At 51.7% G+C, this 26,902-nt stretch carries 21 protein-coding genes and 1 pseudogene; 9 read left to right on the forward strand and 13 right to left on the reverse strand.

The annotated features are described in order from the left end of the window. Positions 1 to 2 precede the first annotated feature (2 nt). The 6 genes from nrdR to BOW06_RS06555 all read left to right on the forward strand — a co-directional run bounded on the left by nrdR (position 3) and on the right by BOW06_RS06555 (position 4,556). The gene (nrdR, locus tag BOW06_RS06530) at positions 3 to 509 is read left to right on the forward strand and encodes a transcriptional regulator NrdR (protein WP_043117554.1); all 507 of its coding nucleotides are present in this window, start codon (positions 3 to 5) and stop codon (positions 507 to 509) included. Next, positions 506 to 1,633, forward strand: a complete 1,128-nt coding sequence (gene ribD / locus BOW06_RS06535) for a bifunctional diaminohydroxyphosphoribosylaminopyrimidine deaminase/5-amino-6-(5-phosphoribosylamino)uracil reductase RibD (protein WP_230208707.1) — start codon at positions 506 to 508, stop codon at positions 1,631 to 1,633. The genes nrdR and ribD overlap by 4 nt, the downstream gene beginning before the upstream one ends. Then, complete coding sequence (locus BOW06_RS06540; protein WP_043117553.1) at positions 1,633 to 2,295, forward strand: riboflavin synthase; 663 nt, start codon at positions 1,633 to 1,635, stop codon at positions 2,293 to 2,295. The genes ribD and BOW06_RS06540 overlap by 1 nt, the downstream gene beginning before the upstream one ends. A gap of 74 nt (positions 2,296 to 2,369) precedes the next feature. After that, positions 2,370 to 3,614: a polynucleotide adenylyltransferase PcnB gene (gene pcnB, locus BOW06_RS06545; protein WP_043117552.1), complete on the forward strand. Its 1,245-nt coding sequence runs from the start codon at positions 2,370 to 2,372 to the stop codon at positions 3,612 to 3,614. Then, on the forward strand, positions 3,611 to 4,093 hold the full coding sequence (gene folK / locus BOW06_RS06550) for a 2-amino-4-hydroxy-6-hydroxymethyldihydropteridine diphosphokinase (protein WP_043117551.1): 483 nt from the start codon (positions 3,611 to 3,613) through the stop codon (positions 4,091 to 4,093). The genes pcnB and folK overlap by 4 nt, the downstream gene beginning before the upstream one ends. Before the next feature lie 106 nt (positions 4,094 to 4,199). Then, positions 4,200 to 4,556: a GFA family protein gene (locus BOW06_RS06555; protein WP_043117548.1), complete on the forward strand. Its 357-nt coding sequence runs from the start codon at positions 4,200 to 4,202 to the stop codon at positions 4,554 to 4,556. 156 nt (positions 4,557 to 4,712) lie between these two features. Here BOW06_RS06555 and BOW06_RS06560 read toward each other — a convergent pair whose 3' ends face one another. Genes BOW06_RS06560 through metG form a run of 7 tightly spaced genes read right to left on the reverse strand, consistent with a single transcriptional unit; the run spans position 4,713 to position 11,918 of the window. Further along, positions 4,713 to 5,408, reverse strand: a complete 696-nt coding sequence (locus BOW06_RS06560) for an electron transport complex subunit E (protein WP_043117547.1) — start codon at positions 5,406 to 5,408, stop codon at positions 4,713 to 4,715. Next, entirely contained in the window at positions 5,405 to 6,049 is a 645-nt protein-coding gene (rsxG, locus tag BOW06_RS06565) for an electron transport complex subunit RsxG (protein ID WP_078454536.1), read from the reverse strand. Before rsxG ends, BOW06_RS06560 begins: the two co-directional genes overlap by 4 nt. Continuing rightward, positions 6,039 to 7,109 (reverse strand): electron transport complex subunit RsxD, encoded by a 1,071-nt coding sequence (rsxD, locus tag BOW06_RS06570; RefSeq protein WP_078452971.1) that lies wholly within the window; start codon positions 7,107 to 7,109, stop codon positions 6,039 to 6,041. Before rsxD ends, rsxG begins: the two co-directional genes overlap by 11 nt. After that, positions 7,106 to 8,698, reverse strand: coding sequence for an electron transport complex subunit RsxC (gene rsxC / locus BOW06_RS06575; RefSeq protein ID WP_078452970.1), 1,593 nt, complete (start codon positions 8,696 to 8,698; stop codon positions 7,106 to 7,108). The genes rsxD and rsxC overlap by 4 nt, the downstream gene beginning before the upstream one ends. Further along, positions 8,695 to 9,270, reverse strand: a complete 576-nt coding sequence (gene rsxB / locus BOW06_RS06580) for an electron transport complex subunit RsxB (RefSeq protein ID WP_078452969.1) — start codon at positions 9,268 to 9,270, stop codon at positions 8,695 to 8,697. The genes rsxC and rsxB overlap by 4 nt, the downstream gene beginning before the upstream one ends. A gap of 10 nt (positions 9,271 to 9,280) precedes the next feature. Next, complete coding sequence (gene rsxA / locus BOW06_RS06585) at positions 9,281 to 9,862, reverse strand: electron transport complex subunit RsxA (RefSeq protein ID WP_179115133.1); 582 nt, start codon at positions 9,860 to 9,862, stop codon at positions 9,281 to 9,283. 25 nt (positions 9,863 to 9,887) lie between these two features. Continuing rightward, entirely contained in the window at positions 9,888 to 11,918 is a 2,031-nt protein-coding gene (gene metG / locus BOW06_RS06590; RefSeq protein ID WP_078452968.1) for a methionine--tRNA ligase, read from the reverse strand. 234 nt (positions 11,919 to 12,152) lie between these two features. Between metG and apbC the strand changes: the two genes are divergently transcribed. The 3 genes from apbC (at position 12,153) to BOW06_RS06605 (ending at position 15,979) form a co-directional block, all read left to right on the forward strand. Beyond that, entirely contained in the window at positions 12,153 to 13,241 is a 1,089-nt protein-coding gene (gene apbC, locus BOW06_RS06595; RefSeq protein WP_043117538.1) for an iron-sulfur cluster carrier protein ApbC, read from the forward strand. 215 nt (positions 13,242 to 13,456) lie between these two features. After that, complete coding sequence (locus tag BOW06_RS06600) at positions 13,457 to 14,737, forward strand: thioesterase domain-containing protein (protein ID WP_162181108.1); 1,281 nt, start codon at positions 13,457 to 13,459, stop codon at positions 14,735 to 14,737. A gap of 6 nt (positions 14,738 to 14,743) precedes the next feature. After that, entirely contained in the window at positions 14,744 to 15,979 is a 1,236-nt protein-coding gene (locus BOW06_RS06605; RefSeq protein ID WP_043117536.1) for a sulfotransferase family protein, read from the forward strand. 9 nt (positions 15,980 to 15,988) lie between these two features. Here BOW06_RS06605 and BOW06_RS06610 read toward each other — a convergent pair whose 3' ends face one another. The 6 genes and pseudogenes from BOW06_RS06610 to BOW06_RS06635 form a co-directional block, all read right to left on the reverse strand. Continuing rightward, the gene (locus tag BOW06_RS06610) at positions 15,989 to 16,498 is read right to left on the reverse strand and encodes a condensation domain-containing protein (protein WP_078454537.1); all 510 of its coding nucleotides are present in this window, start codon (positions 16,496 to 16,498) and stop codon (positions 15,989 to 15,991) included. Positions 16,499 to 16,518: 20 nt separating this feature from the next. Further along, on the reverse strand, positions 16,519 to 17,655 hold the full coding sequence (locus BOW06_RS06615; RefSeq protein ID WP_078454538.1) for a condensation domain-containing protein: 1,137 nt from the start codon (positions 17,653 to 17,655) through the stop codon (positions 16,519 to 16,521). Positions 17,656 to 19,091: 1,436 nt separating this feature from the next. After that, positions 19,092 to 19,952, reverse strand: a pseudogene (locus BOW06_RS13365) (SDR family NAD(P)-dependent oxidoreductase); the annotation flags it as partial. Between the two features lie 423 nt (positions 19,953 to 20,375). Continuing rightward, entirely contained in the window at positions 20,376 to 23,846 is a 3,471-nt protein-coding gene (locus BOW06_RS06625) for a type I polyketide synthase (protein WP_143556063.1), read from the reverse strand. A 168-nt stretch (positions 23,847 to 24,014) separates the two neighbouring features. After that, on the reverse strand, positions 24,015 to 24,704 hold the full coding sequence (locus BOW06_RS06630) for a hypothetical protein (protein WP_078454541.1): 690 nt from the start codon (positions 24,702 to 24,704) through the stop codon (positions 24,015 to 24,017). 214 nt (positions 24,705 to 24,918) lie between these two features. Next, a complete protein-coding gene (locus BOW06_RS06635; protein WP_078454542.1) occupies positions 24,919 to 26,793 on the reverse strand; it encodes an ATP-binding protein in 1,875 nt (624 codons plus the stop codon). Between the last annotated feature and the right edge of the window lie 109 nt (positions 26,794 to 26,902).

Raw genomic sequence — 26,902 nt, forward strand, 5'->3', positions numbered from 1 at the left:
AGATGCGTTGTCCGTTTTGCGGTGCTGAAGACACCAAGGTCATCGATTCCCGCTTGTCGGGGGAGGGTGAGCAGGTGCGCAGGCGCCGCAAATGCACAGTCTGCAGCGAACGCTTCACCACTTACGAAAGTGTTGAGCTGAATCTGCCCAGGGTCGTTAAAACAGATGACACGCGGGTTCAGTTTGATGGCCGCAAGCTGCGCGCAGGCATGTCTCGCGCGCTCGAGAAACGTCCGGTCAGTACCGAACAGGTCGAGGCCGCAATCAATCGTATTACCCGCAAGCTTGCCTCCAGTGGCGAGGCAGAAGTGTCATCGCGCTCGATCGGTGAACTTGTCATGCATGAGTTGCGCAAACTCGACCAGGTGGCCTATGTCCGATTCGCCTCGGTCTATCGTTCTTTCGAAGACGTACGTGCCTTTACAGAGGAGATCGAACTGCTCGAGCGTGAACCAACACCGGAAGAGCGTCGCCAGCAGATGAAGCTGCTCGACGAGGATGAGAAGTGACAGCCACGGGCGACCACGCCTGGATGAGCCGAGCCCTCAAGCTGGCGCGGCTCGGACTCTATACAACTGATCCCAATCCCCTTGTCGGCTGCGTCATTGTCAAAGATGATGCCCTGGTTGCCGAAGGATGGCACCAGAAAGCCGGCGACCCGCATGCTGAAAAAATTGCACTGGCAGCGGCTGGTGAAGAAGCCAGGGGCGCAACCCTCTATGTCACCCTTGAGCCTTGCTGCCATCATGGCAAAACACCTCCATGCAGCGATGTAGTCATCAAGGCGGGTGTTGCTCGCGTTGTCATCGCCATGCAGGATCCCAATCCACTCGTTGCAGGTAAAGGTGTCAGCCAACTGCAGGATGCCGGTATCGAGGTCGAGTGTGGTGTGCTGGAACAGCAGGCAAGAGAACTGAATCCCGGTTTTGTCAGCCGCATGGAGCGTGGGCGTCCATGGGTACGCTGCAAACTGGCCATGAGTGTAGATGGCCGTACTGCGATGGCGAATGGTGAAAGCAAGTGGATTACATCAGATGCATCAAGAAAGGATGTACATCGCCTGCGTGCAAGAAGCTCTGCAGTAGTAACTGGTATCGGTACACTGCTTGCGGATGATCCTTCACTGAATGTACGTCTCAATGATGAAGAGTTGTCGGGTGTCACTCTCGATGCGCCATTAACCCTGCCACTACGCGTGATCATGGATGCCGATTTGCGCACACCGCCGGACGCCAGGGTGTTACAGCTCGAGGGCGATACGCTGATTGTTACGGCATCCACAGATAGTGAACGCAGCAGGGCACTTGCAGATACCGGAACTGAGCTGTTGGTTATTGATCGTGAATCAGGCCATCTTGACTGGCAGCATCTGCTGCGTGAACTGACCGAGCGGCAGATCAATGATGTGTTGATCGAGGCGGGAGCAACCATAGCCGGATCAGCACTGCGTGCTGGTATCATCGATGAACTGGTGCTCTATATGGCACCCCACCTGATGGGGGATGATGCTCGCGGACTGGTACATTTGCCGGGACTCGATACAATGGAACAGCGCATCGAGTTGCAGTTGACCGATTTGCGTCAGCTCGGCAATGACATGCGCATGACCTACAGAATAAAAGAGGCAGACTAGTGTTTACAGGTATTATCCAGGCAGTCGGCAGCATAGCCACCATGGAGGATCATGGTGGTGACATGCGTCTGCGAATTTCAACAGGCAAACTCTCACTCGATGACGTTGCGCTGGGTGACAGTATCGCAGTCAATGGTGTCTGCCTTACAGCGGTTGAATTGCCGGGTGACGGTTTTGTTGCCGATGTCTCGCGCGAGACCATGACACTTACCTCGCTTGCCAGTCTCAAGCCGGGAAGCAGTGTGAACCTTGAGAAAGCCCTGACACTTGCGACCCGTCTCGGCGGTCATCTTGTCAGCGGTCATGTCGATGGCCTGGGCGAGGTAGTAAGTCGCTCTGATGATGCGCGTTCTGTACACTTCGTGATACGGGCGCCCGATGAGCTGGCAAGATACATCGCGCACAAAGGCTCGATTACAATTGATGGAACCAGCCTGACAGTTAACCAGGTGAATGGCGCGGAGTTTGATCTGAATATTGTTCCGCACACCATCCAGGAGACAAATATCGGCGGTTACCAGGCTGGTACGAAGGTGAATCTTGAGGTGGACATCATTGCACGTTATCTTGAGCGACTGGTGCTTGGTGATGATGCAGCAAAGCCGGGTGTTAAGAGTGACATTAACGAGGAGCTGTTAAGAAAGACAGGCTTCATTGCGTAACGCACAGACAGGATAAGAGTATCAGCGAGCCACTCATTATTCCGCGTTCGGATCATCCGATATCGCGGTCACAGATTTCAGAAAATGCCGTCAAGGTTCTGTACCGCCTGCACAAGGCAGGCTACAAGGCCTTTCTTGTTGGCGGTGGGGTTCGTGACCTGTTACTGGGTCGCGAACCAAAAGACTTCGACGTTGCGACCGACGCGACACCGGAAGAGGTCAATTCACTGTTTCGTAACTGCCGCCTTGTCGGGCGCCGTTTCCGTCTTGCACATGTCCACTTCGGGCGTGAGATTATCGAGGTAGCGACATTCCGTGCCGCTCACGAAGGCGAACAGCTTGATGGACACAGCAAGCAGTCGGATGACGGCATGCTGCTGCGTGACAATGTCTACGGGAGCCTCGAAGATGATGCACTGAGGCGTGACCTGACGGTTAATGCGCTCTATTACAACATCGCCGATTTTTCGATTGTTGATTATGCTGATGGTGTCGCGGATCTCAAAAAGGGAGTCTTGCGCATGCTGGGTGATCCCGAGACACGTTATCGTGAAGACCCGGTTCGTATGCTGCGAGCAGTGCGTTTTGGCGGAAAGCTCGGCTTTACCCTGACGCAGGAGACCGAGGAGCCAATCTGGGAACTCGGTGAGCTGTTACAGTCTGTACCGTCAGCACGTCTCTTTGATGAATCTCTCAAGCTTTTTATGGGTGGCAGCTGCGAGGAGACATTCCATTTGCTGCGCCATTACTACCTGATTGATTATCTTTTCCCGATGACGGAAGAGGCGATCAACAGTATGGATGGTGAGCCTTTCCTTCACATGATTTGTGATGCGCTCTACAACACCGACCAGCGCATCGCGACGGGCAAGCCTGTGACCCCGGCATTCCTGTTTGCCGTGTTCCTGTGGGAGCCTGTACGGCGCCTCTATGAAGACAAGCTGGAAGCAGGGGAGCCGCCACTGCAGGCAATCCAGAGGGCCGGTTCACAGATCGTTTCCGAGCAGGTTCAGCATGTCGCCATTCCAAAGCGTTTTACCTTGATGATGAAGGATATCTGGAATCTGCAGCCGCGCTTCTTGCATCGTGAGGGCAAGCGTCCTCTGCGTCTGCTGACGCATCCCAAGTTCAGAGCGGCGTATGATTTTATGTTGCTGCGCGTGACCTCCGGTGAGGTAGAACAGGAACTTGCCGACTGGTGGACCGAGATTCAGTCTGTCGACCAGGATGCGAAAGAAAAAATGACCGGGCCGTCGGGTGGAAACAGGGGAAGGAGAAGACGTACCCGGCCGAAACAGAATCAGGGCGAAGCACAGTGACCACAGCGTACATCGGTCTTGGCAGCAATCTGGATGCGCCATCAAGGCAAATCAGGGATGCGATCAGGGAGCTTGATGAGACCCAGGGTATCGAGCTGCGCCAGGTCTCTTCACTGTATGGCTCCGAGCCCATGGGGCCGAAAGATCAGCCTGATTATGTGAATGCTGTTGTAGAGATTGAAACGCAGCTCTCGCCCGATGAGCTGTTAAAAGCCCTTTTTATAATCGAGGATCATCACGGTCGTATCAGGGAGAGGCAGGTGCGCTGGGGTGCACGAACGCTGGACCTGGACCTGCTCCTCTATGGTGATGTGCAAATGAATACACCTGAACTGACCATACCGCACGTGGGTATCTGCGAGCGCCCCTTCGTTATTTTTCCATTGCTTGAGATCGCTCCCGAAGTTGAGATTCCGGGTGTCGGCAAGGGCCATCAATGTATTGAGCATATGGATCCTGCTTCAATAACACAGCTGTAAATTTCTCCTGTTTGCCTCTTGCTCTGTCACTGGTCCCCGCAACAGTAAAAACCTGCTAGTCTTAAAGACTCATTAGAAAAATATAAAATAAGCCAGAGGATGAATTATGACGACCTATCATGGCAGTTGTCACTGCGGCGCAGTGACATTCTCATTTGAGTGTGACCCGATTGAAAAGGGGATTCGCTGTAACTGTTCAATTTGCGCACGTAAGGGTGTCATGATGACACCCGAGGTGATTCCGCCTGAACGTTTTCATATTGACTCTGGTGAGGAAAATCTCGGTGTCTACCAGTTCGGCAGTGGTGTCGCCAAACACTATTTTTGCAAGACGTGCGGTATACACACTTTTAACATGACATTGCGCGCACCTGGCCAGTACCGCGCCAATCTCGGCTGTGTTGATGAGGTTGATGAATTCAAGCTTGAGTGCGACGTTTTTGACGGCAAGCACTTGCTGTAGGAGCCCCAATCCGGGGCGATTGGGAAGCCGTCATCCCCGCGAAAGCGGGGATCTGGGTAGTGCACAATATTCGGATCCCGGGTCTCTGCCCGGGATGACGATTGTTTAGTACAAGATTGCGGTCAGAAGGCGCTCGCCTGGCAGGTACTTTGGATATTACGAGTTCGCTGCAGCTTCGGCTGATGGGATTTCTGCCCTCTCTTTCGACGCCAAACGTCTCTTTTCGAGTTGCCCGTCGATAATGTTCTTGATCGCAATCAGGAAGCCGAGACCGAGGAATGCACCAGGCGGGAGGATTGCCAGCAAGACACCCTTGTAATCGTCAATCCTGAGTGCCCAGTCTGCTGCCATTGGGCCGAACATCAAATCTGCCTCGGCGAACAGGGTTCCCTGTCCTATCAATTCGCGTAGAGCACCGAGAGCAAACAGGACCAGTGAAAAGCCGATGCCGATCGCCAGAGCATCGACGGTTGCTTTACCCACATTGTTCTTGGACGCGAATGCCTCTGCACGGCCAATGATTGCACAGTTGGTAACGATCAGCGGTATGAAAATACCCAGTACCAGGTAGAGCTCGAAAAACCACGCCTGCATAGCCAGTTCCACCGCGGTAACGAAGCAGGCGATAACCATGACAAAAACCGGCAGGCGCACTTCGGGGCGTACGAAATTACGAATCAGGGAGATCGTGGTATTCGACAGCAGCAGTACCATGGTCGTGGCCAGTCCAAGCCCGAGGCCGTTGATCGCTGTGTTGCTGACTGCTAGCAGGGGGCACAGGCCGAGTAGTGCAACAAGCGCCTGGTTGTTTGTCCAGAGGCCGTTTTTAATAATCGTGGCGTAGTCGTTCATTTGCTTTTTCCTGCCTGCATATTTTTCAGGTAGTCGGCATAAAGGTCAGCGCTATTCTCACCATGATAGATGAGTACGCTCTTGACCGCACTGACGATACTTCGCGGTGTAATCGTAGCGCCTGTGAACTGGTCGAAATCGCCACCATCCTTTTTAACTTTCCAGCGGTTTGCGGGAGGATTCTGCAGTGACTTTCCATTGAAGTCGAGAACCCAGTCAGAGCGCTTCAGCTCGATTTTGTCGCCTAGGCCGGGTGTCTCCTTGTGTGACACCACGCGTACTCCTCCAAGGCTTCCATCCTGTTTTACCGCAACCAGTAATTCGATGACGCCTGTATACCCATTTGGCACCCTGGCCTCGTAGACGATGGCATACAACGCCTGCTCGCGAGTTCCTAAGTAAAGATTGGATTGCGGCCTGCCGAGTTCCTCGAGCGCATTGACGACAGGTATATGCTCAAGCAGGTTGTTGTCGATTGAGTCTGCTGGAATCAGCTCTTCCAGTTTTGTTAACAGTGCCTGCTGGCGATTGTGTTCGATTTGCGCACGCGTGGCGGTTTCAGTCAGGCTCACCAGCGAGGTTCCGACCAGTCCGAATAGTCCCAGCAAAACACTGGCGATGACGATGCTGTTAATTTTCATCGCTCGTCACCTTTTTCTGCTCATCCTCCTCTTCAGCCTGCCCATACACTTTTGGCTGCGTGTAGTAGTCGATTGTCGGTGCAGCCATATTCATCAGCAGTACGGCGAATGCGACTGCATCGGGGTAGCCACCCCAGTTACGAATAATGTATATCAGGATACCTATCAGGGCACCATAGATAATCTGCCCTTTTTTAGTGGTGGCTGCACTGACAGGATCTGTGGCGATGAAAAAGGCACCGAGCATGAAACCGCCGCCGATGATATGGAATACCGGTACCGGATTGACATCGGGTTCAGCCAGCCATGTAGCGGAACTCAAGATGAACATTGCAGCGATCATCGACAGGGGGATATGCCAGCTGATGACCTTGCGCCATAGCATGAAAATACCGCCGACCATGAACCAGAATGCGACCTGCTCCCTGCCAATGCCGCCGAAGTCACCCCAGCCGGGGATTTCACGAATCTCGTAGATCATCTCTCCCAATTCAAGACGTGTGCGCATCTCGTCCAGTGGGGTTGCCATGGTTATGGCGTCCCAGCTGAGGCCTTCAGGCATTACGGAAGTGAAGATAATCGATAGGCTGGCTAGCAACCCCGGATCGGCTGTGACAAGTTCCAGAGGCGCATTCCAGCGCGTCATCTCTACCGGAAAGGAGATGAGCAGGAAGACATAGGCAGCCATTGCCGGGTTGAAAGGGTTGTAGCCCAAACCGCCGTAGAGCTGTTTGACAATGATGATACCAAACAGGATGCCTGCGACCGTCATCCACCAGGGCAGAAAAGGTGGTATGGCAATTGCAAAAAGTACTGCGGTCACTACTGCACTGAGATCTTTGATGACTGGCAGGGCGTCACGATTGCGCATGCGAATCACGGCAGCTTCAGCAGCCACGGCGGTGAGTGTGGCAATGGCAACCTGGATCAGTACACCCCAGCCAAAAAACCACCAGCTGGCGATAATGCCAGGTATCAGCGCCAGCAGTACTTGCGCCATCAGTCGCGTAACATGATTCTCCTGTATTCCATGCGGTGAACTGTAAAGCGGAAATCTCACTGCTGCTTCTCCTGTGCCGCTTTTTTCTTATCGGCAACGCGTTTCATGGCTGCCTCAATTGCGGCTTTTTTCGGGTCGCCGGCATCTGCTTTACCGGCAGCAGGTTTTTTCTGCTCCAGGTCCTCTTTCTTTTTACGCAGGCGTGACTTGCGTTCAGCCGCAATGCGTTCGAGACGGGCAGTGCGCGCCTCGTGGCGCCGGCGTGCATGATCAGCCTTGCGTTTCTCCTCTTCCTGTTTCCAGATCTCGGTCTTGGCAAAACGGAAGTAATGCACCAGCTGAATATTCGATGGGCACACGTGGGTACAGCAACCGCACTCAATACAGTCAAACAGGTTGTAGTCCTGCACCTTGTCGAAATCTTTTGCGTGCGAGTACCAGTAAAGCTGTTGAGGCAGCAGTTTTACTGGACACACATCTGCACATTTTCCGCAGCGAATGCAGGCACGTGCCTTTCCCGGATCAGGAGCTTCATTTTCGCTGAGTGCAAGAATGCAGTTTCCACCCTTGGTCAAAGGGATCCGGTCATCCGGGAGAGAGATTCCCATCATGGGACCGCCATAGACCAACTGCCTGGCTTTGTCCGTATAGCCGCCGGCTGCCTGGATCAGGTGTGAGATCGGTGTGCCGATCAAGGTATGCAGGTTACGAGGTTCAGCAATGCCTTCACCGCTGATGGTGACAATACGGGATATCAGCGGCCTGCCATCGAGTACGGCATCTCGTACCGCGGCCATAGTGCCGACGTTGTGGCACACCATGCCGATATCTGTAGGTAGCCCATCGCTGGGGACTTCTTCTCCTGTCATCAATTGGATCAGCTGCTTTTCACCGCCACTTGGATAGATGGTTGGAATCTCGATGACACGGGTTCTTTTCAGGCTGGTTACCTTGATGGCCTGTTGCATTGCTGCAATGGCATCTGGTTTGTTGTCCTCGATGCCTATCAGACAGCGTTCCAGTCCGAGGAGGTGCAGGATGATCTCAATCCCGGTAACGATGTCATCTGCACGTTCCTGCATCAGTATGTCGTCGCAGGTGATATAAGGCTCACACTCTGCACCGTTGATAATCAGTGTATGCAGGTTCCGTTTGAGTCCGGAGAGCAGTTTAGCGTGGCTCGGAAAGGCAGCTCCGCCCATGCCGACGATACCGCTGTTGTGAATTCTCTGCAGCAGAGTATCGGGGGATGCTGACAGATAGTCAGGAATGGCAGCAGGTTTTTCTGTCCACTGATCATTGCCATCCGGTTCAATAACAATGCAGGTGTCCGGTAGTGCGGCCGGATGCGGGATGGCGTGTACCTCGATAGCTTTTACCGTGCCTGACGTCGGTGCGTGAACAGGTGCGCTGATAGCGCCCTCAGCTTTTGCTATGCGCTCGCCCTTGAGGACCTTGTCGCCCGCCTTGACAGTTGCCTTGGCCGCATGCCCTATGTGTTGTCTGAGAGGAATGACAAGCTGCTGTGGAAGACCGGCATCGGCAATAGGGTGCTGCAATGATTCCTGCTTGTGCTCCGGAAGATGCAGGCCACCATGAAAATTGTGCAGCTTGGTCAGCAGCTTGTCGAGATCATCCTGAGAACTCATGCCTGTGCCTCCACGGGTGTCTCTTCCGGGGCGAGTTGAGGCTGGTCACCCGGGTAGGGCCACGACCAGCTACGGATATCGGCCTCAATCGGCTCCATGACAATACATTCAACCGGGCAGGGTGGAAGACAGAGTTCACAACCCGTACATTCACTCTCGATGACAGAGTGCATCTGTTTGGCAGCACCAAGAATGGCATCGACCGGACAGGCCTGAATGCACAGGGTACAGCCGATACAATCCTCTTCGATGATAATCGCAACCGAGGGCGGGCGTATCTCAATATCCTCATCCATGGCGATTGGATCACGACCAAGCAGGTCTGCCAGTGCAATGATGGTCTCGTGACCACCTGGTGCGCACTTGTTGATCTCATCCTCACCTCTGGCAATTGCATCTGCATAGGGACGACAGCCGGGATGACCACACTGGCCGCACTGTGTCTGCGGCAGCATCTGGTCGATCTGGTCGGCGATAGGATCTCCCTCGATATGAAAACGTACTGCCGCATAGCCCAGTAACAGGCCGAACAGGCTTGCGAGGATGGTCATTGTGAGAATGGCGCTCAGCATGATCCGTTCCTTAGCCCGTGACCAGCCCTGAGAAGCCCATGAAGGCCATCGACATAAGTCCTGCTGTGATCAGCGCAATGGCGTTGCCCTGAAAAATGGCTGGTACATCGGCGACCGACACGCGTTCGCGGATCGCAGCAAACAGAACCAGCACCAGCGAAAAGCCCAGTGCTGCACCAAAACCGTAGATGGCCGACTCAATAAAATTATGCTGTTCCTGGATATTCAGTAGTGCAACACCGAGAACGGCGCAGTTGGTTGTAATCAGTGGCAGGAAGATGCCGAGTACGCGGTAGAGCAGCGGACTGGTCTTGTGCATGACGGTCTCGGTGAACTGCACGACAAAAGCAATCACCAGGATAAAGGCGATGGTGCGCAGGTATTCGATACCGAGAGGTGCCAAAAGGTATTCGTTGACGAGGTATGAGCAGATCGAGGAGAGCGTCAGAACAAAGGTAGTCGCGAGACCCATGCCGGTCGCTGTTTCCAGTTTGCGTGACACGCCCATAAAGGGGCACAGGCCAAGGAATTTCGACAGGACGAAATTGTTGACCAGTATTGTGCTGACTAGAATCAGTGCGAATTCAGAAATCATCAATTGTCCTGATTATTCGTATCTATTTTACACGCATGCCCGGTTTTGCACCCTCGTCAGGATTGAGGATATACAGCTCATCGCCGCCTGGACCTGCTGCAAGCACCATGCCCTCTGACAGGCCAAAACGCATTTTACGTGGCGCAAGATTGGCAACCATGACGGTCAGTTTGCCCTCGAGATCAGATGGATCATATGCAGACTTGATACCGGCAAACACGTTGCGGGTTTCTCCACCGAGGTCGAGCGTCAGCTGCAGCAGTTTATCTGCACCCTCGACGTGCTCTGCCTTGGCAATGCGTGCAATACGCAAATCGAGCTTTGCGAAATCATCAAATTCGATTGTCGGGGCTATCGCTTCCATATCAGTTGCCGGTTTCTCCTGCTTCACCTGTTTTGCTGATGGGGCGAGATCCTCTTTTGAGCCCTCGACCATCGCTTCGATCTGCTTGCTTTCAACGCGGGTCATCAGAGCCTTGAATTTACTGATGTCGTGATCGAGCAACGGATTTGCAGCATCTTCCCATGTGAGTGCTTCCACCTTGAGGAACTCCTCTGCGGCCTCGACTGTTTTCGGCAGGATTGGCTTGAGGTAGATGGCAAGCAGGCGGAAAAGATTGATACCCATCGAGCAGATCTGGTGCAGCTCCTCGTCCTTGCCTTCTTCCTTGGCGACGATCCACGGCTTCTGCTCATCAACGTACTGGTTCGCCTTGTCGGCGAGCGCCATGATCTCACGTACTGCACGAGAATATTCGCGTCCCTCGTAGGCTGCGGCAATTGAGTCACCAGCGTTGGAAAAGCTGTCAAACAGTGCCATGTCATTGAGTTCTGCAGCCAGCTTGCCGTCAAAGCGCTTGTTGATGAAGCCTGCGAATCGGCTGGCAATATTGACGAACTTGCCAACCAGGTCTGAATTGACGCGCTGTGCGAAGTCCTCGAGATTGAGATCGATATCATCGACACCGGCACCAAGCTTGGCGGCAAAATAGTAGCGCAGGTACTCGGGATTGAGATGTTCGAGATAAGTGCTTGCCTTGATGAAAGTACCGCGTGACTTGGACATCTTTTGCCCATCAACGGTCAGGAAGCCATGTGCAAACACCGCTGTTGGCTTGCGGAAACCGGCACCATCAAGCATTGCAGGGAAAAACAGGCAGTGGAAATAGACGATGTCCTTGCCGATGAAGTGATAAACCTCGGCATCTGAATCTGTATTCCAGTAGTTTTCGAATTCTAATCCGTCAGTCTTGTCACACAGGTTTCTGAAGCTTGCCAGGTAACCGATTGGTGCATCCAGCCAAACGTAGAAATACTTGCCCGGGTGATCCGGAATTTCAAAACCGAAATAGGGGGCGTCACGCGAGATATCCCACTCCTGCAAGCCGGATTCAAACCACTCGTCGAGCTTGTTGGCCATCTCTTTCTGCAGGTGACCTGCGCGGGTCCACTTCTTCAGCATCTCCTCGAAATTGGCGAGCTTGAAAAAGTAGTGATCTGACTCCTTGTCGATTGGCTTGGCGCCGGAGACAGCGGAATGCGGATTCTTCAGTTCACTGGGCGAGTAACTTGCACCGCACACTTCACAGTTGTCACCGTATTGGTCCTCTGCACCGCACTTGGGGCAGGTGCCCTTGATGAAGCGATCCGGCAGGAACATGTTCTCGACCGGGTCGTAGGCCTGGGTGATCATGCGCTTGGCGATGTGCCCGGCATCCCGGTTATTGCAGTAAATCAGTTCGGAGTAATGACGATTCTCTTCCGAGTGGGTTGAGTGATAGTTATCGAAACCGACTGAAAAACCGGCAAAATCTGCCTGGTGCTCCTTTGCAACCCTTTCGATCAGCTCTTCGGGCTCAATACCTTCCTGGCGCGCACGCAGCATGATGGGAGTGCCGTGGGCATCATCTGCACAAACGTACCAGCACTCGTGGCCACGCATTTTCTGAAAGCGTGCCCAGATATCTGTCTGGATATATTCAACCAGGTGGCCGAGGTGAATCGGGCCGTTGGCATAGGGCAGGGCGCTGGTAATGAGAATCTTGCGTGTCATGGTGTTCTGGTCGTGTCCCGGTGCGGGCGAATCAATACGCTATTATTTCACATGCTAATGAAATACTTAACAGCTAATTGATTGAGAAATGGCAATGATTTTCCAATACCACAGTAAAAACCGAGTCAATTGCTTGGGAATTATCCATCTGTTGGTGTAGAATCGCTGGTCTTTAGCGATTATCATTGCGCGTGTTTTACTATTTGAGTGCGCATTCAGGCAGGAGAAATTCCGATGTCAGTAACAAAAGAACAGGTTGAAGAAGCGATCAAGGGCTATATCGAGCCGCATCTTCAGAAAGATTTGGTCACAGCAAAATCGATCAAGGATATTGCTGTTGATGGCGGCAACGTCAAGGTCACCGTAGAACTCGGTTTCCCTGCGAAGGGCGTCGAGGCTGATATCGCCGCAGCCATCAAGCAGGCTGTCGAGGCCGCCGACGGTGTTGATTCTGCGGATGTAGAGATGACCACGAAGATTGTTGCGCATTCTGTACAGAAAGCACTCAAGCCAATCGACAACGTCAAGAACATCATCGCTGTTGCGTCAGGCAAGGGCGGTGTGGGTAAATCGACCACGGCAGTCAACCTTGCGCTTGCACTCTCGGCCGAGGGTGCGCGTGTCGGTATTCTCGACGCTGATATCTATGGTCCGTCACAGCCGCGTATGCTGGGTGTCTCCGGCAAGCCGGATTCAAAGGACGGCAAGACGCTTGAGCCGATGACCAGCTACGATCTGCAGGCGATGTCTATCGGATTCCTGATCGACGAGGAGACGCCAATGATCTGGCGTGGCCCAATGGTCACACAGGCACTTGAGCAGCTGCTCAACGACACTAACTGGGATGATCTTGATTATCTCGTTATCGATCTGCCGCCGGGCACTGGTGACACGCAGCTGACATTGGCACAGAAGGTACCTGTATCTGGTGCAGTCGTGGTGACCACGCCCCAGGATATTGCACTGCTTGATGCGCGCAAGGGCTTCAAAATGTTCGAAAAGGTTGAGGTGCCGGTACTCGGTATCGTCGAAAACATGAGCCTGCACATTTGTTCCAAGTGTGGGCACGAGGAGCCGATTTTCGGTGAAGGCGGCGGTAAACGCATGGCTGACGAGTACGGCGTTGATTTTCTCGGTGGCCTGCCACTCGATATGCGCATTCGTGAAGAGACCGATGCAGGCAAGCCAACAGTTGTTGCCGAACCCGATTCACGTATTTCAATGATCTATCGTGAAATCGCTCGCAAGTCTGCTGCCAAGCTGGCGCTGCAGGCGAAGAGCTATGCTTCCAAGTTCCCAAATATCGTGATCCAGAACAACTGATCACGGCTAGTACTTGGCCAACTGAAAAAGCCCGCTAATATGCGGGCTTTTTTGTGGCTTGTCAGATTGTCCGGCGATATTCCATCAACATGGGACAAAATAGGTTTTGTCGTATTTGAGCATGCTTCATTTGTTAGAATGGCTTTATTGATTAGGATGACCTTCAAAATTTCATTGATATGACCGATATGGACAAAGTGGCTAAAGGCCAGGAAATGGACCAACAAACTCTCTTATCACTGCTTTCAGACCACCCGGTGATAAGAGGTGTACTCCTTCGAGATGTACAGGATGCAATAGGTCGAGATAGACAGATAGGCTACGTTGTAATAAAAGCGAGTGCTGAATTAACGCCGGAAGAGTTGCGAACCCATTACTATATAAAAAACATCGAGCCTGAATTAATACCTGATTATATTTTTGTTTTGAAGGATTTACCTTTCAAAACAGATGGCTCTATCGATGCTGAGAAACTACCTCTACCAGAGAACAATGGACCTCGTGATGCAACCGACTTGATCCTGCAACAAATCTGGGAAGAGTTGCTCGGAAAGAAATGCGGAATCGATGATGACTTTTTCGGTGAAGGCGGACACTCCTTGCAGGCTGTTGAAATGCTGGCGCATATTGAGGGGAAAGCAGGCATCAGCCTGCCTGCGTCAACATTACTCACTGCTTCAACAATCAGGACACTTTCCGATGCAATGGTTGCACAATCATGTGATGCCAGCCAGCCATCGATCGTCCAGGTCAACCAGTCAGCTCTTGACCAGTTCAACCAGGACAAAGACACAGCACCTTTCTTTCTATTGCATGGGGATTATACAGGCGGTGGTTTTTTCTCACGTCACATAGCCGCACATGCTGAGCTTGATGATCCATTCTATATCGTTCAGCCATTCGGACTGCAAAGAAACGACTCTTCCCCGCTACCGGATTCAATCGAGGAGATGGCAGCTTTACATCTTGAAGCAATCCGTTCGCTTCAGCCTGAAGGCCCTTATCGCCTCGGAGGTTACTGTAATGCTGCCTTGATTGTCTATGAGATTGCGCACTTGTTGACGCAGTCAGGTAGTGAGGTCGAATTTCTCCTGCTCATTGATCCGCCCAACCCTAAAAAGTTAGCCAAGTTCCCTGACTATATGAGCAAATCTCTGGATGATTACCGAGCGAGACGCAAGCAGCTTGGAAAACCCGTACCAAAGGACAAGGAGATAGAGCACCGTAACTGGCTGCTTTCACACTACAACAGAATTACTGCTCAGTACGATGCAGAACCATATGCCGGTACTGTTCACCTGGTAGCATTTACACATAAACAGGCTGAACAGTGGCAACAAATGGCAGAAAAGTGTGAATATATTCCAGTAGAGATTGATTCGGAGAAGCATGGTGAAGCAATCGTCAAGTCAGCAGGGCAGATTGGCGTGGCATTGGGAAACCTTCTCGTTCCTGAAGCCAATACCAGCCATGGTGCTGAGCCAGGTGTGAGTTAAAACAGGATGCAGGTAAAAGAGACCGACTTTGCACGCAGGTTACGGGCCAAGCCACGCGAACAACGAGTTGAGCCCCTGCTTGAAAAATTAATTTCATCACTCAGTGAGCAATTGAACAAGTCGGCCAGTGAAATTGATCCCGATGTGCCTTTTCAGCAAATTGCACCGCTGCTGGCAAGTGATACTCTACGCCACAATCTGTTTGTCCAACCGTGGACTGTTGAGCACCTTGGCTTCAGGTCATACCATAGCTATGAAACTACTTTATCAGCCACTCTACGAGAACTAGCCACCTATCTCGCATGGTCACTGGATCCCTTGCCTTTGCCGGAAAAGACGCTGGATGATATTGAAATCACCTGGCAGTGGAATTGGCCGGAACCGCAATCCTATGAGGGTTCCCGGGTACGAGGGCGTACTCTCTTCGTATTGAGTAGCGGACGTTCAGGCACATCACTGTTTCGTAACATGCTCGATTGTCATGAAGAAGTGTTTGCCCCGCAGGAACTTCACCTGGTTAACTTTGAGAGTATGGCAGAGCGCAGAGATGCACAAAAAAAGTTGGCTCAAGAATGGATGAATACCGGGTTACGAGACACACTCTCCAGGCTGTTTGGTCATAGTGAACATACCGCGGTACTGGAGCTTGAACGCTTTGCCAAATCAGGGCTCACAAGTAGTGATGTATACCAGCTGATTCACGATAAGCTGGAAAACCGCTGGCTTGTAGACAAGACACCAGTTTACGCCAAGCATCCAGGGTGGCTGCAACGCGCGGAGCAAATGTTTACCGAGCCATGCTACGTCCACCTGACGCGCCATCCATATGCAGTGATGGAATCCTTCATCAGCAAACGGTTTTACATGTATTCGCCCTCTATCTGGGGAGAGCGAGTGGAGAATCCATGGCATGCAGCTGAACTCTTCTGGACAATGGCCAATGAGAATATCCTGCGCTTCTCGGAAAATATACCGAACTCACGATTCCTGTGGATCACCTATGAAGAGCTGATGAAGGATAGCAAAAGTGTAATTGAACGGGTTTGCAGCTTCCTGCAGATCCCATTCCGGGAGAATATGCTTGACCCTTACTCTGGGCGTTCAATAACAGATATCAACCTGGAGGAACACTCAGCGATCGATACAAGTATGGGCGAGGCTTGGAAAGAGAGACGTCCACCACATACCCTCTCCGAGCGAACCAGGCGTGTTGCAGCCGAACTTGGCTACGACCTGATATAACCTGTTCTGTTATTCCTCTTCCTCGAAGACCACTGCCGACGGCATGTTGCACATTCTGCTGACGGTTGTCGGGAAGCGTTCAATTATCTTCTCAACCTCTGTTCCACTGACCAGCGCTGTATTGCGTGTGATCTCACAGGTCAGCTCCCTGTCATCCAAAAAAAAAGAGAATACCAGGCCCAGTGCTGCATTGTGGCCGTCGATAACGCTGCGTTGTACCTCAAGGCCAGGTATTTGCAACGATTCCCTTGGTTTATATATGAGTTGGCAAACGATACCCGCCATCATGGAGTCAGATTCATCCATGGCGAGGCTCAAAGGAATTTCGCTGTACTCAATCGCTTCAAAAAGGTTGGTTCGCAATGCGTCAGAGATGGAACTCCAGGAAGAGTCTGCTTTAACCTGGGCACGTATCGGTAACAGGTTAACAAATGGACCAAGGATGCCTGCTTCCTGCTTGGGATCGCGTAGAGAAAATGGAACATTAACTATCATATCGCGACGCTGCAGCCACTCCATCAAGGTTGCCTGTAACGCGGTCAGCAGGCAGTGATCCCACTACTGCGACAATAACCCTCTAGCGCATTGAGCTGAGAAACCTCGATAACCAATTTGCTGTGTGCAATACCCGGTTGTTCACAAGCACTGTTTGCTGGCGGTGCAGCCGGTAGACCGGCAAGTCGGGACGTCCAGTAGTCATGGGCCTTGTGCTGACGTTTAGGTGTTAGCTGGCTACGCTGTCTCTCGGCGAAAGTGTGATACTGGGCAGGAAGGCCAGAAGTCGTAGCAGGTTCCTTGCGCACCATGGTGCTGTATTTGTCCAGTAGTATGCTTGAGTAATCAAAGGAGCTGACGCAATCCATGATCAAGTGGTGAAAATGGATAAAGAGGAGATGTTCACCTTCGGGAAGCTGTATCAGCTGCAAGCGATAAAACCTGGGATCAGCGCTTGTATAACTGTAACTGGCAAATTGCCTGTACAGCTCTTCAATATGCTGATCTGCTTCATCCTGCTCCAGGACACTGCAATCAATTTCCGAGAAGAGGGGGTCTCCTTCTGAAATCAAAATGGCAGTACAGTTTTCATCAAATACGGTACGTAATATCTCTTGTTCCTGGTCCAGGCGGCTAACTGCGCGTTGCAGGCATGATTTATCCAGGAAGCCTCTGAAATGGATCCGGTGAGTGAGCGCATAGCTGAAGCCGTTCTCCTGCTGTTTCTCTTCCTTGCATAGTGACTCCTGCAGCAGGGAGGCTGGCTGGTCAGCTTGTGAATCGGAAATCTGCACATTTCCAGACTCCATATCTTCAGCCACAGCAACCGAAACGACAAATTCCCTGTTGAAGGCGCTTATCACGCTGTAGCTATGGCCTTTAAAGGTCGCCTCAATCTCCCTGTTGAAACCGATCTCCTGGATATGAACCTTATCGAGTCCCTCGGCAAGTCCAACACCAGCCGCTTTCAATACAGCCTCTTTCTGGGTAAATAGCATGATGGGCAAAATAGATTCAATATCTTCCCGGTTATCTGCTGATGTCCATTCCCGACGGTGGAATTCTTCCAGTTTTTCGAGAAGATCGGGACCACAAATATCCGATACTGTTTTCTTGGAAAGCTCACGGATGCGTTCAATGTCAATGCCGACCGCTTTTCTCCCTGTGCTGCGCAGACCCAATTATCAGTATGGCTGATAGAAAAGCAGTTAGATGTTGGTGTGGGAGAACCATCAACAGTGACACTCACAGGTGTGCCGTCGCTAAGGACTTCGATTGTTGTCAGTTGTTTCTGGTCTGGAGGTAGATCCGGGTCAAAATGATGATGTGCAAGTAACTTGACAGCCAACTTGCCGCCTGACTTTTCGCGTCGCCGCTTTGCATTGCTCTGTTTCAGAATCTCCCCTGTTTCCTCTTTGGTCATGATGTTGTTTCTATCAGCCCATTCCGACGCCTCTGAGAGATCCAGGATCAGAATCTGTACCTTACCCATGTACAGCGGCTGGTTTAATGGGAGGGGTCTGTATATCCGCAGGCCGGTGCTTTTTGAACGACTGTTTTGTAAACCGGTCATTGCCACCATTGCCTGGTTATTTTCATTAACAACCAATACATCGAAGTACTCTTCTCCATTACGATGGTACTGTCGGGTATACGCATTGCTCTCAAGAGCATCTGCACAAGCCTGGAGATTGATAGCGCAGTTCTTGATACTGGTTGGAATTCGATCCTTGTTGTCGAAAATATTCATCAGGTACCAGCGCGTACAAGAGAATAGGGCGGCTTCGATAAAATAGGCTACACGTCCAGTGTCGGTTAGTAGTGTGCCACTTTCACGCTCAGCCTTATGCATATCGATTTCTGTACATGTCATCGAACCGTTGGGCCACAGTCGAGAGATGATTTCGAAAGCAGGGCCAAAATGGCGCAGGCCGAGATCGGTTAACACAGGTAATTCACGTGGTGTGAATGGTATTATCTGGCGTTTTTTGAATTCTTCCGGAAGTTGATTCAATGTTGAAAAACTTTTCGCAGATTCAATGTCAGAATCAGACCAGCGAAGATTGCATTGCATAAAAGGATGCTGCTCATTTCCTGATGTCTCGGTCAGGCTGAAATGCTGATTATGGCGATGGAGCAACAATTCCTTGGGTTTTCCCTTCTGCAGTATCAGCGGCAAGAGAAACTCGACATCGCTGAAGATGAAACTTAAATCATTGTTAGTGGACTCTCGAAGGGCGGTTGCGATGAGCTGTCGCAGCATTACCGCAGCCGGCGTGACAACCTTACCCCCAAAACTGTGATCGATCAGAACACGATGATGTTCCAGGTCAATATCCAGAGAGAGGTTGATCTTTTTATCAGGCATTGAGAAGCGGTAGTCACATAGCGACAACGCGGTCTGTGGAGGCTCAAACAGAGAAACGCCGGACATATCAGATGGTCGTTCTCCAAATGCTGCAACGCATGTGGTTCCAGTTGGCGGCGAATTGAGAAAACCTGACAACAGGCATTCGAAGGCTTCGATACCATCATCGGGTTGAATCATCTGAACACCCTGGGCATCAAAAATCTCTTTTACCATGCCACGTGATGCCATTCCTACATCAGCCCAGGCATCCCATGCGATAGAGAGTACGGGGAGTCCTGACGGGAGAGAGCCATTAAGTACGCCGTTTGCAGCTGCATAGTCAGCCTGTCCGTTATTACCCACGTAGGAGACGACCGAGGAGAACTGGACAACGCCACGCAAATGCTGCTGGTCTATATTGGCAAGCAGATTTTCAAGGCCACCAACCTTGACCTCCAGCACCCTGGCAAACTCCTCGTCACTCTTGCTGCAGAGGTTCTTGGAAATTTCTATACCGGCACCGTGAATCATCAGGGTGATCGCATGCTTCTCGAGTTGAAGTGAAGAAACTGCTTCTGGATCTGCAATATCTGCACTCAAATATTGCGCCCGTTGCGCTCCCAGTTGAGTAATCCATTCCTCACTCTTTTGCTGCCTGCCAAGGATCAGGAAACGGGCACGAGTACGTTGTGCGAGTGACTTGGTGATTTCTGCAGTGATACCCCGGGCACCGCCTGAAACAAGCACCAAATCATTTTCAGCGAGCTGTTCGCACAGTTGATCTACAGATGCGTACAAGCCATCCAGCTGGTGTAAACGACTCTCAATGACTTCCATGTCGGCAGTTATACGGGCACCAATTTTCGGTTCTGCCAATGCTGCCTGAATCTTCGCGGTTTCGGGTTCAGGAGAATCAAAATGTGTGTAAGAGAGACGGATGTCCGGAATATCTTTTTGTGCGCTTCTTATAAATGCACTCAGGGCAAGAAATGCGCCGTCATAATAAGAAGATAAGGGTGCATAGGTAACAAGGTTAAGTGCTTCAGGCTGTTTATCTGAAGAGCTCGAGCTCTGCTCGCACAGCCAGTGATGCAGGCGAGGAAGGAGTTCTTTACGTAGTGTCTGCATCTCTTGTGGAAGTGCCTCCACCAGGCAATCCGGCAAGGAGAGATTTTCTGCAGGTAGGGTGGGCAGTTCGCCAGTGATACGAAGAGTATGAGAGTAGAGAGAGAGGCTTTTTCCGCTATTCTCCCCGGCAGGCTGATCTTCCGATTGATTATCTTTTTGTGCCACTGCGTTGATTTTTGCCACACTGGTCAGGTTGCGAAAATTCTCAAGTTTTTGTGGCAGAACCGTACCGCGTAGTCGCGACAGGATTTCAAAAATTTTCAGTGTATCTATCCCAAGATCACGTTCGAATTCGGCATCATCAGCGATCTGATCGAGGGAATAACCTGAAACTTCAGAAACCGCCAGGCGTATCTGTTCAATTATACTGAGTTGTGCTTCAGAAGAGTTTACAGGTGCCTGTTCAACACGACTTTTCCGTACCTAAACGGGTAGGGGCTGTCTTTTGATGTCGAGTGGTTCCTCGAGCCGTTCGTGTAGTCCATCAATTCTGAAGTTGGCTGGTTCAGCTGCTTTAACCAGGGGTTCGGTCTGAAAGGGTTTTCCCTGCAAAATCTGGTCAACGAGGCCGCATAGAATATTCTTTGGACCAACCTCGACGAAGCGCCTGATACCTGCCTCGTAAGCTGCATTGACCTGGGAAATAAAATCGACCTGTGAAGGGATTAGTCCGCCGAGAAGCTCTACAGCACTCACCTTATCGGTTGCATTCAACTCTTCTCCGGCGCTTTCGGGGTGAAATGGGTACATCTGGCGGCTTCGGTTAGCCGGTACAGGTATCTCACCATAACGCCAGTCGCACTGATCAAGCACTTCCAGCATTGGCGCTTCACAGTCTGCCACCAGGCGGCTGTGAAAACCGCGTTCAACCTTTAGCTTGAAAGCACGTATTCTGTGGGTGTCTGCCAAGTCTGCCAGTGCATCAATGGTTTCCAACTCACCTGAAATGACAGTTTGTTCGTAGGCATTGAGATTGGCACAAGTTGCATAGCCATCAACCTCACTAAGGAGTTGTGATGCCTGTTTTTGACTGCATGCAAGTGCAAGCATGGAGCCTGGTTCACCATTCGATGGCGCGCTCATCAACTGCCCGCGAATGCATACGATGCGGAAGGCAGTTTCGAAGTCCAGCATTCCTGCTGCGTACAGGGCGCTGTGCTCTCCGAGTGAATGACCAGCAGCCATTGCAGGAGTGATACCCGTTTCGCGCAGCTTCTCCAGCATGACTGCCGATGTCAGAAAGATTGCCGGTTGTGAGACACTCGTTGATTGAAGCATCTTTGCATAGGGCTGCAGTGCTTCATCGTCGGCATCAGGATTAGTTAGCAGCAGTTCATCAAGGGCCACATCTGAATATTCAGAGAAAATTGCCATGGCGAGATCAAGCTGTTTTTGCACCTGCTGATCATCACGCAGTGGATGCAACATGCTCGGATGTTGAGAGCCCTGTCCAGGGAAGAGGAACAGGGTCTGATTTTTTAGCTCGCCGAACTCCGGGAAGTCTGCAATGCGTGCATCCAGAACCGCTTCCCTGGCATTGTTTTGCGGGGAAGAGAGCACCATGTGGTAGTTGACGCCGCCAAAACCGAATGAGGAGACGCCTGCATATACTCTCTGACTGGAAATGGGATCGGGGCGTTTTGAGTCCCGAAGCCCCAATGATTCAAGATCGACGTCATCAGGGGCTAATTCAAAGTTTACCTGGGGCGGAATTCGCCTGAGATTAATGGCAAACAGACCTGACAGCAGAGAAACAACACCGGCTCCTGATAAAAGATGCCCGGTTACCGCTTTACTGCCACCGATGGGAATGGGTGGTTTTCCTGCTGTAGCACGGCTCTTTCCAAAACAGTGGTGAACGGTGAGTCGCTCCTCGGTATCTCCTACCAGTGTGCCGGTGGCATGGCATTCCAGGTAATCAATGTCATCCGGAGTGATGGTGCAGCGTGTGTAAGCATCTTCAACGGCTTCTCTCTGTCCTGCATAGTTGGGGGCAGTGATTCCCTTGCCGGCACCGTCGCTGGAAGCACCCCAGCTCTCGATCAGACCGTAGATAGTATCTCCGTGACGTAACGCATCGCTTTGACGCTTAAGCAGAAACATGCCTGCACCTTCGCCGATGACAAAACCGTCTGCGCGTGCATCAAGTGGAAAAGATCCTTGTGCAGAAAGGGTACTCAGGCTGGAAAAACTGACCATAGCATCAGGTGTTAGCTCAAGACCTGTGGCACCAGCTAAGGCAACATCACAACGTTTTTCGGTTAGCAGCGATACTGCATTTGATATGGCAGCTAGTCCGGAAGCGCACGCCGAGTCCATCGTGGTTGTGAGTCCGCCGAGGTCAAACACATTTGCAATCCGAGCGGCTACAAGACTGGCCAGGGTGCCTGTAACCTTGTCTTCATTGTAAACCCAGTCTTGCTGGTGTTTTTGCTCATAGCGGTCCACGACTTGTTGAAGACGCTCCTCCAGCTCCTGGTCATCTTCGATTAGTTCACTCAGCTCATCCCTGATACGTTGCCATTGAATCATTTTCTGGGAATAACGCTCAGACATATCGCCATTGGTTCCCACCACGACGGCAAAACGCCTGGTAGAAAAGCGGCGTTCAAAAAAGCCGCTATCCTGAAGAGCATTATTGGCACAAACCAGTGCGAGGAGTTGTGACTGTGCCATCTCCTTGGCCACAGTTGGAGGAATCCGGAATTTCGACAAATCATTGTCGAGGGGAGGTAACAGGCCTGCGAGACCGCTATAGCTACGACTGCGGTCAGCAGGATCGTCAGTCAGAAACTCCTTACGCTTGAACCTGGACGTATCCTGTATATCACGAATAAAACAGCGCTTTTGCAGCAGGTTATAGAAATGCTCCTCGACACTTTCGGCTCCCGGGAGATGCACGCCAATACCGACGATGGCGATCGGCTCATCTGGAGAGGTTGGTGTTGTATCGGTTTGATCGGGTGCGGGCATCACTGCAGCGTGCAGTTGAGCGATGCTGCATCTCTTCTTTAACAGTGCTGTAGCTGCACCAGCCATGTAACTGGCCGAATCATCCGGTGTGCTACTTGTAATGGCGCGTCGATGGGCTCCCTGGTAGATCTGTTCGTAGGCGGCCTTTTTTTCATTCAGATCGATGTTGGTGGTGAATATTGTCCACTCTTTTTCGAGTAGATTATATGTGCCTGTAGTAGCCAGCTGACGAACATTTCGATGCAGGGTTTCACCTGTAACGACTGTTTCATCCAGTTCAAATAACAGTTGCTGATAGCTTTCCGGTAAAGGGGTCAGTTCGAGTGCCTCACTGGTTGCCATGTAGGCACTGCCCATTTGCAGAGAGACTTTTAGCCCCTCATCCAGTTCGTAAAAGTTTAACAGTTTCGAAATCAATTCTGTGGCGAAGTGGCTGGCTATTCCACCAGCGAGGATCAGGTGGACCTGCTTTTCAATACGTTGGTCACGAATTTCTGAGAGTACCTCCTGCCATGCGCTCAGGCTTCCAAGGCGTGAAACATGACCGCCGGCCTCTTCTCCCTCGATGATGAAAGTGCGAACCCCCATATCAAAAAGTACCCGGAGCATTGCAGCATTCGGTGCATGCACCGCCAGGTTGAGATCGGTCTTCAGGAGTCTTTGTACATGATCAAGTTGTGGTGCCGCCAGTACGACAAGCTCAGGACGATGCTTTTCGAGTGTATTGACTATCTGTTCCAATGCTTCGTCGCTTTCAGAGACTGAAACAATTCCTGCTCCGTAAGGTATTCCCAGTTGGGTGGTATCGCTTAACAGCTGCTCTGCTTGCTGCGGACCGAGGCCTGCCAGTGCCATGCAGGGTAAGGCTCCCGCTCGAAAAACTTCCTCGGCAAAGGGTGGGCTGATACTGATATTTGCCATTGCGCCTTGTATGATCGGAAGCTCGCAGTGAAAGCTCTTTGCAGCCGGATTTCCTGGGGCAAAACAGGTGTTGCTGGCAAAATCACGAGGAGATAATCGGGCCAGTTGCAGGTACTGTTTCAGATGAGGCAACAATTTTGAGGATTGCAGAGGCTCTTTTGCATTCGATCATAGGCCGTCAGAGTGGCTGGTACGCAGGAATGCCTGGCTATCTTGCAGACAGCGGCTACGAATATCTATCGCTTCCGGAGCGCCGCCTTTAACCAGCAGACGCAGGCTGGCACCTCCTGCCAATGGGAAACGAAATACTTCTCCACCAGGCTCCTCGTGGAATTGGTCTGGTGACAGTACAACACCGCTTACACCAGAAGCCAGGTATGACTGGAACAGCTCATAACCGGTACGGCCATGCAGATAAAATGGATGACTCGCATGCTCTGATAGTAGATTGAATAACACCAGGGCAGAACACTCCCGACTTGGACCTGGCACCTCGAAGCTGCGCCCGATAAGCAGGTCGCATTTAAAGTGGTTGGCCTTGATTATTCCGCTTTTATTGGCAACCTCGATTGCTATTCCGCCATGCCATTCAGGAATGTCACCTTCCTCTAAATCGAGAAGATGGCTCAGAATGACCGGATGTTTATCCAGCCCTTTGGTACGCAATATCTCCAATATGGACAAATCAAACAAGCGAAAAACAGGTCTCTCTTTCGCTGAGAAAATTGGGAGTGTGGAAACATCCTCAGTACTGAACAAGTTGCTGATAAGTCCTGCATCAAGCTGCTCCGTTTCCGCCAGGTTGCAATAGAGATAAGCATCATCGAGTAATACAGGAGGGAACTTGTTCAAATTCATAATGTATACAACAACCTGGGTTAAATGGATTCAACCATTAGTGAAATATCCGTGGGCGAAACAAGATCGTCCTGATGCTTATTGTTAAACGCATTATAAAATGCTTTATCTATGCATTGGGTGTAATCCAAAGAGTTGATTCGGACACTCTTCTCCCGTTGCATCGAGATTTATCTGGTCTGACCGGATATTATGCTTGAATAGTGTGGTGTGTTCATTCTTCTGACACTGGTTGCTGATGCCGCTCCCGGGCTGCCAACATGAGCCTCGCCAGCTCTACTGCCTGCTCATCCGGCGAACCTCCCAATACTGAAACCGGATTCCGCACGGAGACATTCTCGACCAGTTCCTGCAGGCCGTTGTCGGGTGTAATGCAGACTGGTCCGGTACAGGATTGCAGAATAACTGCCAGAAAAACCGGCAGGAGGTTGTGTGAATCCGGTCCTGTCAGGGGGCCAGCCACAACCAGCAGGTCAAAACGGTCAAATGGTAATCCTGTCTTCAGGAGACTCGCATCGTTGATACTCAGGATACCGGCTTCTACTGCCGGTTCGGCGATCAGCCAGCGACCGGAGATATAGGCTCCTTTCTTGCCGCGTGAGGCAGGTTGGCCTTGAAGGTAACAGCCATCAAAATCTGCCCGGCCGACTTGAACTCCGGATTGTGCAAGCGTCTTGCCCAACCTTAGCGCCAGGTTTTGGGAATCTCCCAGGATGAGGGTAAGGGGAATCCGGCCGTTGCCCTGGATTACGCCACACAGGACTTCGGGGTAGAGGTGTCCCGCAGTCACCGGCCCAAACTGCGGTTGTGCGTTTACCTCGCAGATAGCGGCGTCAGACTCCAGCCAGGATTGCCGGATGTCCGGGATCAGCAGGTCGACACCTGCCAGATCCAGCTTCAGGGTGGCCGCTGCCCTTGCAGCCAGTCTAAGGTTGTCAGGATGTACCTGTTCAAATACCGTGACAGGTGTCCCGCCACTGGATACATTGCCGTTCCGACTCAGACGGACATAGCGATCAACTTCCGGCACTGCATCCGGTGTCAGGCCCTGCTCATCAATCAAGTCAAGTGCACCAGGGGAAAGTTCCAGGGGTTTTAGAGGGGAATTGTGTCCCTGGCGACTTGTATCCTCGTTGGCTGATTCGATCAACTCACGTACGGTGTGGATGCCATCACCGTTTACTCCAGCCGGAACACGCTCGATGGCCCAGACTGTACGACCGTTGAAAACCACCAGGCGATAATCTCGTCCTTCGACATGACGTTCGAGCATAATTTGTTTTGAGTGCTTGTGGGCCTCCCGGTATGCTCCCCGAACCATCTCACTGTTCTTGAGGCCCGCCGCAACTCCGGTGCCGCCGTCGAGGTCGGCAGGTTTTATAACTACGGGAAAGCCAAATTGTCCGGCCAGGCGTACTGCCTCCTCCTCATCGTTGACCATCTGGTGGTCGGGCACAGGCAAGCAAGCCCGTCGGAGTGCATTTGCTGTAGCCAGCTTGTTGCGTGCCAGCATGGCCGAAAGTTGAGGAGTGTGGTCAGTGAATGAACTCTCCATCAGGTGAGCCCTGATTCCCTGGCCATATTGGTAGAGTCGATTCGTCACATGTGAGTAAGGGATGCCGAGTCGCCTCGCTGCGGATAGAAAGTGACTGGTATTGCTATCCGAGGGAGCACTGAGCCTGAGCTTTTCTATCATTTTTGCCAATTGTCCTGGAGCTTCGTCCGCGGGACACTCCTGCCCGGCGCAGTTTATGATGTTGAGCAGGCCGGGGAGTATTGAAGCAAGATCGTTACTGCATCCTTCCACGGAGGGTACTACGATGACAAAAGATTGATTTAAGTTATAGAGTACTTTTCCTGCATCTGCAATGGGCTGGCCGGCGGCCTGTTGGCAGGCCAGCAGGCTGTAGAGCAGGCTGGTTATCATTTGCCCTCCGAGGCTCTCCTGGCCTGATTGGGCCGGGGTTGGGAAGGCATCAAGTGACTGCTTGAACAGGGATGCCAGGTAGCTATTCACCTGGTTGACATCGCATGATTGGTCGGCATCAATTCTGGCTTCGATGGTGAATGACAGTGTCGGACCAGGCAAATCCGCCAGGGAGCCGGGCAGTAAGCTTGTACCTTCGGCCCAATCGGTGTGCCACCGGACTACCCTGTGAAATCGACATCTTCCCTTTCAAGTAATGGGCAGTGGCCCC

The organism is Solemya velum gill symbiont (assembly GCF_002020255.1).
Classification (GTDB): domain Bacteria; phylum Pseudomonadota; class Gammaproteobacteria; order Chromatiales; family Chromatiaceae.

Excerpts from the sequence above, each read along its gene's own strand:
- nrdR (WP_043117554.1), top strand. The coding sequence starts at position 3 with ATGCGTTGTCCGTTTTGCGGTGCTGAAGACACCAAGGTCATCGATTCC.
- BOW06_RS06555 (WP_043117548.1), top strand. The coding sequence starts at position 4,200 with ATGACGACCTATCATGGCAGTTGTCACTGCGGCGCAGTGACATTCTCA.
- BOW06_RS06560 (WP_043117547.1), bottom strand. The coding sequence starts at position 5,408 with ATGAACGACTACGCCACGATTATTAAAAACGGCCTCTGGACAAACAAC.
- rsxG (WP_078454536.1), bottom strand. The coding sequence starts at position 6,049 with ATGAAAATTAACAGCATCGTCATCGCCAGTGTTTTGCTGGGACTATTC.
- rsxC (WP_078452970.1), bottom strand. The coding sequence starts at position 8,698 with ATGAGTTCTCAGGATGATCTCGACAAGCTGCTGACCAAGCTGCACAAT.
- rsxB (WP_078452969.1), bottom strand. The coding sequence starts at position 9,270 with ATGCTGAGCGCCATTCTCACAATGACCATCCTCGCAAGCCTGTTCGGC.
- metG (WP_078452968.1), bottom strand. The coding sequence starts at position 11,918 with ATGACACGCAAGATTCTCATTACCAGCGCCCTGCCCTATGCCAACGGC.
- apbC (WP_043117538.1), top strand. The coding sequence starts at position 12,153 with ATGTCAGTAACAAAAGAACAGGTTGAAGAAGCGATCAAGGGCTATATC.
- BOW06_RS06600 (WP_162181108.1), top strand. The coding sequence starts at position 13,457 with ATGGACCAACAAACTCTCTTATCACTGCTTTCAGACCACCCGGTGATA.
- BOW06_RS06605 (WP_043117536.1), top strand. The coding sequence starts at position 14,744 with ATGCAGGTAAAAGAGACCGACTTTGCACGCAGGTTACGGGCCAAGCCA.
- BOW06_RS06610 (WP_078454537.1), bottom strand. The coding sequence starts at position 16,498 with ATGGAGTGGCTGCAGCGTCGCGATATGATAGTTAATGTTCCATTTTCT.
- BOW06_RS06625 (WP_143556063.1), bottom strand. The coding sequence starts at position 23,846 with ATGGCAAATATCAGTATCAGCCCACCCTTTGCCGAGGAAGTTTTTCGA.
- BOW06_RS06630 (WP_078454541.1), bottom strand. The coding sequence starts at position 24,704 with ATGAATTTGAACAAGTTCCCTCCTGTATTACTCGATGATGCTTATCTC.